This is a genomic window from Actinophytocola sp. (assembly GCF_036002505.1).
Classification (GTDB): Bacteria; Actinomycetota; Actinomycetes; order Mycobacteriales; family Pseudonocardiaceae; genus DASYTH01.
This window is the reverse complement of the sequence record NZ_DASYTH010000350.1, coordinates 20902-27431: the sequence shown is the minus strand read 5'-3', so window position 1 is coordinate 27431 and position 6530 is coordinate 20902. Positions and strand designations below refer to the sequence as shown.

General features: G+C 70.6%; 6 protein-coding genes. 2 read left to right on the top strand and 4 right to left on the bottom strand.

The window, feature by feature from the left end; all coding sequences use genetic code 11:
• Window positions 1-204: 204 nt before the first annotated feature.
• Complete coding sequence (locus tag VGR06_RS30635; protein WP_327562643.1) at window positions 205-474, top strand: hypothetical protein; 270 nt, start codon at window positions 205-207, stop codon at window positions 472-474.
• A gap of 92 nt (window positions 475-566) precedes the next feature.
• On the top strand, window positions 567-2522 hold the full coding sequence (locus VGR06_RS30630; protein WP_327562642.1) for a cadherin domain-containing protein: 1956 nt from the start codon (window positions 567-569) through the stop codon (window positions 2520-2522).
• Between the two features lie 438 nt (window positions 2523-2960).
• On the opposite strand, the gene VGR06_RS30625 is transcribed toward VGR06_RS30630, so the two are convergent.
• The 4 genes from VGR06_RS30625 to VGR06_RS30610 are packed head-to-tail and all read right to left on the bottom strand — an operon-like array spanning window position 2961 to window position 6528.
• Window positions 2961-3317: a hypothetical protein gene (locus tag VGR06_RS30625; RefSeq protein ID WP_327562641.1), complete on the bottom strand. Its 357-nt coding sequence runs from the start codon at window positions 3315-3317 to the stop codon at window positions 2961-2963.
• Between the two features lie 15 nt (window positions 3318-3332).
• On the bottom strand, window positions 3333-5081 hold the full coding sequence (locus VGR06_RS30620) for a toll/interleukin-1 receptor domain-containing protein (RefSeq protein ID WP_327562640.1): 1749 nt from the start codon (window positions 5079-5081) through the stop codon (window positions 3333-3335).
• A 45-nt stretch (window positions 5082-5126) separates the two neighbouring features.
• Complete coding sequence (locus tag VGR06_RS30615; protein ID WP_327562639.1) at window positions 5127-5732, bottom strand: hypothetical protein; 606 nt, start codon at window positions 5730-5732, stop codon at window positions 5127-5129.
• A 55-nt stretch (window positions 5733-5787) separates the two neighbouring features.
• The gene (locus tag VGR06_RS30610; protein ID WP_327562638.1) at window positions 5788-6528 is read right to left on the bottom strand and encodes a cyclic nucleotide-binding domain-containing protein; all 741 of its coding nucleotides are present in this window, start codon (window positions 6526-6528) and stop codon (window positions 5788-5790) included.
• Window positions 6529-6530: the final 2 nt, after the last annotated feature.

Below are 6530 nucleotides of genomic sequence, written 5' to 3'. Positions count from 1 at the left end.
CCTGGACATGCTCACCAAGCTCCGCCGCCAGATCATCGCCACCCGATTTATGCCACCAACCCCCCGACCAGCCACAACCCAAGAAATCCTCGAAGTCCAGCAAGCCTGGGCTCACGCCGCCGCATAACCGCGAAAGTCGAGGTGTAACGGTTGACGCACAAATCAAGATATTTCTGGCACGCCGACCGGTAGTACCCGCTTTAGGTGAGCCCACTGCGGGTTCTTGTCCATCATCACGACGCACTCAGCGTCCGAGAATCCCAGCTCACGGTCGAGCGGCAGGACCGGGACGTCCTGCGGCGGGTGCTGCACCCTTACCTGCACTGGACCGAGGACGGGGTGACCGTGCGGGGCCGGCAGAAGGTGCTGGCGCGCCTGGCGGATCGGCCGGTGGTGTGCGCGCCCGCGTCGTACGAGCTGCGGGACGGGCAGGTGTACCGGTGGACCATGAGCACCGAAAATTTCGGAAATTGAGCACCGTTGACGCTTGAAAGTCTGCAGAATAGCCTTCCGATAGGAGTGCGAAAATTTTCGGTTGAGCGGGGTGTCAACTGAGGAGGATCGGCATGTCCGGTGGGGTGGCGAGAAGGCGTTTCCTGGCGGGTGTGGGTGCCGTCGCGGCGGCCGGGTCGGTGGGGGTGCGGCCGGCCGGGGCGGAACCGGCCGGGCCGTTCCCCGAGCTTCCGTCGGCGAGCACGACGACCAACGAGGACCGGCTGCAGATGCTGTGGCAGCTGGGGATCGAGCGGCCGGTGCTGCCGGCCCGGGCCGAGGATCCGAACCGGCCGCCCAACATCCGGCCGCAGGACCCGGCGAACCCGGAGGGGAACTGGACGGATGCCTTGGGGCACTTCGTCACCAGGGCCGACTTCGGGCAGTGGATCACGTATGACGACGCCACGGGGCCGGCCGGCGGGTCGGCATCACCGTTCGGCGACTACGGGCCGTTCTCCAGCCCGCGGTACCCGGACATCGAGTTGCTGAAGCTGAACGGCGGCGCCCCGGTCCGCACGCCGGAGGACTGGTGGACGCGGCGCCGTCCGGAAATTCTCCGGGACGTCCAGGAGCATCTGTACGGCCATATCCCGCACCCGAGCCGCTGGCCGGCGATCAGCTGGGCGGTGGGTCCGATCACCACCGGGACGGCGAACGGCTTCGCGTTCCGGGAGCGGGTGATCACCGGGACCCTTGACACGTCCGGCTATCCGCAGGTGCGCAACGCGCCCGTCATCAAGGGCACACTGCGCACCCCGGCGGAGCGGGCCGGCGAGAAGGTTCCGGTCATCATCACGTTCGGTGGCGCGGCCGGCGCGTGGCAGTTCACCGCGCCGCACGGCTACGGGATCTTCGGCTACAACGCGACGCTGCTCCAACCGGACAGCGGCGGCGCGAACCTGTCCAGCTACCTGATCGGGTTGATCAGCAAGGGGAACTGGCGGCGCCCCGCCGACTGGGGCGCGCTGGCCGCGTGGAGCTGGGGAATCAGCCGGCTCATCGACTACTTCGCGACCGACCCGGACGTGGACGCGACCCGGATCGGCGTGCAGGGCCACTCCCGGTTCGGCAAGGCCACGCTCGTCGCCGCCGCGTACGACCAGCGCATCGCCGCGGCGTTTCCGAGTGCGGCCGGCGCGTTGGGCACCTCATGGGCGCGGCGGGCCTGGGGCGAGAGCCTCGAACTGGTCACCGGCGCCGACACCGAGTACCACTGGGTCGCCGGCAACAGCATGCGGTTCGCCGGCGAGCTGAACCCGGGCACGTACTGGCCGCGCAAGGTGTGGAACCTGCCGGTCGACGCGCACTCCATGGTGGCGCTGATCGCCCCGCGGGTGGTGTTCGCCAGCGGCGGCACCGACACCCCGCCCGGCTTCGGCGACGCGTGGACCGACCCGCGCGGCATGTACCTGTCCAGCGCGGTGGCCTCGCCGGTGTGGCACCACGTCGGCTGGCCCGGCCTGATCATCCCGGACGGCACCGTGTTCACCTCGGGGACCGGCGAGTCGATCGGCGGCACACCCCCGATCGACGCCGCTTTCATCGACGGCACCATGGGCTGGCGCCGGCACCACGAGGGCCACACCCCCAACCCCGACTGGCCGTTCTTCATGCAGCTCGTCGCCCGCCACTTCAACACCACCCGCCCGGTGGTCACTCCGGCCCAACGGTTCCGCCTCGGCGACGGGCCGCCCGGCATCGTCGGCACCGTCCGCGCCACCGACGCCGACAACGACGCTCTCGGCAACTGGCAGATCACCGGCGGCTCCGGGGTGGGCACGTTCACCATCAACCCCACCACCGGCGACCTCACCATCGCCAACCCCCACGCCCTCGCCCACCACAACCATTTCACCCTCAACGTCGTCGTCGACGACCGCAAACTCCCCAGCCAAGAGGAAACCGTCACCATCCATATCCCCGACCGCATCCCCCTCTGCCACCACGGCCGCCAAGTCACGGTCTCCCGCAACGCCCTCCCCACCCACCTCCGCCACGGCGACACCCTCGGCCCCTGCCCAACCTGAACGCGCCTACTTATCCACATCCACCCCACCTGTCCACACCCACGCTCAATTCGATCTTCCAGAGCGTTTCCGCTGGTAGAATGGCCGCCAGGGCCCCCACCCGGACTGGGGTGGGGGGTGGGTTCGTGGGCCTCGCTTGGGGCGGTTCGTGGGCCCGGCTATGGCGTGTTTCAGAAGTGGTGAGTTGGTGGGTGGGTGCGGGCCGCTTTCCGGTCGCCGTGGCGGGTCGGCTGGAGAGCTCTGGGTGCTGTTGATCTTCTGGGTATGGGTTGGGTGGGCGATCTTGGGTTCATGAAACCCTGTCGCCCGGGCACCCCGCCACCCAACCAACCGGGCACAACCCCACGTCCGACCTACTTCTGAAACATGCCTTAGGGCGGGTTTCGTGCGTCTGGCGGGACGGATTCGTGGGCCCCGCTGAGCTGGGTTCTTTGCTTATCAGGTGCGGATCAGGCGGTCGGCGTGGTCGGATTCCGTTGCCGAGACCGTGCTTTCGTTGCTATGCAACAGTTCCCAGTGAGTGGGCGTGCCGTCCAGGTGGCCGGCGGTGAGGGCCGCGGTGATGCGGGCTCGGACGGTGGCCTCGTGGTCGGGTTCGGTGGCGAACACAACGCGAACATGCACTTCAGCGCCGGTGCGGGTGCGGGTGGCTGTGGTGTGGTGGGGTGCCAGCGGGCAGGGTGGCTCGTGTTCCCAGTGGCCGCAGAGGGCCACCGTGATCGCGCCGCCGGGGGCGCGGGTGTCGGCGGTAAGGGGCATCGTGAGGACAGCTTCGTGGGCGAAGGCTTGGCGCACGGGACAAGTATGGCGTCAGCCGGCGGCCAATTTCTCGGCTTCGCGGGCCCAGTCGTCGGTGGGGAGGGGGAGGCGGTGGGAGCGGGCGTAGTCGGCGGCGTAGTGGAGGGTGGTGGCGAGGTCGGCGCGGCTGGTGGGGGTGTTGAGCCAGGTGTGCAGGTCGCGGAGCACCGTGACGGCTTCGCGGAGGCTGGTGGCGGCCTCGGACAGGCGGGTTTCAGCGACGAGGCCGCGGGCACGGTCCTCGAGGGCGCGGGCGAACCAGCGGCGGTAGTCGGGGTCACGGTCGTCGACGCGGGCCATGGTGCTGGACAGGGCGAGCATGCGTTCGTTGCAGGCCCAGAACTGGACGGGGCGTTGCCAGGTGCGGGCGATCTCCAGCAACCGGCCGTAGATGTTGATGAGCAGGTGGGCGTCGGAGCGGGTGGGTAACGGGACGGCTTCGAGGAGGGTGGCGGCGCGCTCCAGGCAGGGGCCGGCGAGGTCGGGGCGGCCGCGGAGCCGGTGCAGGCTGGCCTCCTGCCAGGCGAGCCGGGCGGACGAGCGGCGGTCGGCGTCGTCGCGGACGTCGCCGGACTCGTAGATCCGGTGCGCCTCGGCGGTGCGTTCCTCGTGGAGTTCCCGGCGGGCCTCCAGCAACGGCGGGTAGGCGCCGAGGAGGAGCTCGCGGTCCAGGTCGGTGGGGAGCGCGGCGAGGAAGTCTCCTTGGCACAGCGCGGTTTCCAACGGGTCATGGTGGCTGGCGAACAGCCGGCAGTGCCGCGGCCGGACCGGGTTGGCGGTCGGCAGCGCGGTGCTGACCACGATGTCGAAGTCGGTCTTCGCCGGGTCGAGCCAGTGTGCCCGGCGCGCGTGCGGGAAATGGGCGGCCAGCCGGAAGGACGCGCCGGCGGCGGTCAGCTCGTCGAGGCACGGAATCTCGTACGCGCGCCGCAGGGGGACGCCCGGGGGCTGCCAGTCGGCGCCGTCGAACTCGATCCAGAACGACGCCGGACCGTCGCCCGCGGAAGCGGTCTGCTCCAGCGTGACGACGCGGTCGTACCAGCGCATTGTGGCGTCGACCCGGGCCTGGCCCAGGGCGAAGCGGGTGTACGGAGGCTCGTCGAAACCGAACTGCGGCGACCAGGTGCGCCCTTCCCGGAACGGCGCGAAGAAGAACGACAGCGGCGCGGTGAACCCGTCCACGGCGAAGGCCAGCTCCAGCACCAGGGAACCGTCCGGCGGCAGCGTGCCGGCATCCAGCTCGATGGTGAGCCGGCGGATCGGCGCCCGGCGCACCCGCTCGAACTGGGTGGCCAGCTCACGCAGCGCCGGCACCGCGGCGGCGTGCCGGGCCCGCTCGGCGCGCGCCGCCTGGAACGCCGCGTCGATCACCGTGTCCGGCATGGCGTCCGGGCCGAGCACCGCGCGGACCAGCCGCAGCCGCACGTGCTCGGCCGCCATCCCGTCGACCGCGGACAGCGGCTCGTCCAGCCCGGCCGGGAGGTCGCAGGGCCGCAGGATCACCGGCAGCACCGGCAGGTTCCGCTCCCGCGCGAGCCGGAGCTCCGAGCTCAGCCAGGAGGACGCGACCGCGGTCGGCGACAGCAGCAGGCACAGCAGGTCAGCGCCGGACAACGCCGGACGGCGCTGCCGGCCGGGGACGGCGTCGTGCCCGGCCAGCCGCACCTGGCAGCCCTCGGCGACCAGGATCCGTTGAACGGCAAGCGCTTGCCAGCGGTCCTTCGTGCTGTACGACACGAACACCCGCGGCGGGCCGCCCACCTGCTGGCCTCCCCTAGTGACTCGACCGCCAGCCAGCGTAGCGCCCTATCGCGCCCCCTTGGCCGGCACCGAGCCGTTGACCGGAACCGGGGTCACCCGCACACAGTGCGCGCAGGTGAGCCGGATCCACCCGGGCTCATCGAAGTCCTTGACCGACACGCCGACCCGGGTGAACTCGTCCGGATCCAGGTCGCGCTCCCGGTTGGCGACCACCTCGTGGAAGAACCGGTCAGACACGATCAGCCCGAGCGGCGCGGCCGGCCGCTCCCGCATCGCCGTGCGCAGCGGATCGGCGTCCAGCAGCCGCGCGGCACGGGCGACGGCGTCCCCGGCCAGCACCGGCGGTGGGCCGACCACCAGCTCGCCGTGGTCGATCGCGGCCCGCAGGCGCAACCGGTCCTCCTCCACGATGGACCGGTTGAGCTCGCCGAGCGCGATGGTCATCTCGCGCAGCACCAGGTCGGCGGTGATCCAGGCCCGCGGAATGGCGGCGGGCAGCGCGATGGTGGCGCTGTCCCCGTCGGTGCGGCGGAAACCGGCGTGCGGTGCGTACGGCGAGCTGGCCAGGAACTCGAAGGTCGACTCGAGCACCTGCTCCAGGTGCTGATCGAGGTAACGCTGGCGGTGGCGTCCTCCGGAGGAGGAGCTCACGATATCGATGGCGACAATGGTATGGGACAACGCGAGACGACTCACGCAAACCTCTCTATTCAACTTCAACTGGTGAATGGGACGGTGCGGAACCACCGCACCCGATGACGTTTTTCAGCTCTTCCTTCCGGCCGGCGGCCAGAACCGCGGCCGCTCGGTCCAAACAGGACACACAGCAGACGATGACCTTGCCGTAGCCGGTCGCCACCAGGCGCCGGTGCCGCAGCGCGCGCAGCGCCCGCTGGGTCGACACGTCCGCCGCGTTGATCAGCTGGGCGATCTCGTGCTGGCTCAACGGGATCTCCACGTCGTGCGTGATCCCGTTGGTCTGGAACGCGGTAACCAGCTCACGCAGGATGCGCACCAGCCGCGGCGCGATCTCGTGCGAGGCCAGCTCGCCGTGCCGGCGCTCGGCCGCGCGCAGCCGGCCGATCACCTGGCAGGCCACGCCCAACCCCACGGTCGGGTTGCGCCGCAGGAACTCCCGGAACCGCGTGCCGGTGATCATGACGCCGCGCACCGGGCCGTGCGCGATCACGGTCGCCGAGCGCGGCCGCTCGTCCAGGCAGGCCATCTCGCCGAGCAGGTCGCCGGCGCCGCGCACGCCGAGCAGCCGGCCGGGCCCGCCGCCCGCCCCGCTGGAGATCTTGACCTGCCCGCTGCGCACCAGAACCACATAGTCGCCCGGCTCGCCCTCGCGCATCACGCATTCCCCCGCGCGGTAGTACGCCGGCCGGCCGATGTCCATGAGGGCCTGCAGATCCGTCCGGTTCAAACGATCGACAAAACTGTTCACGA

What these genes read in the sequence shown, in the direction of transcription:
- VGR06_RS30630 (WP_327562642.1), top strand. Translation starts at nt 567, where the DNA reads ATGTCCGGTGGGGTGGCGAGAAGGCGTTTCCTGGCGGGTGTGGGTGCC.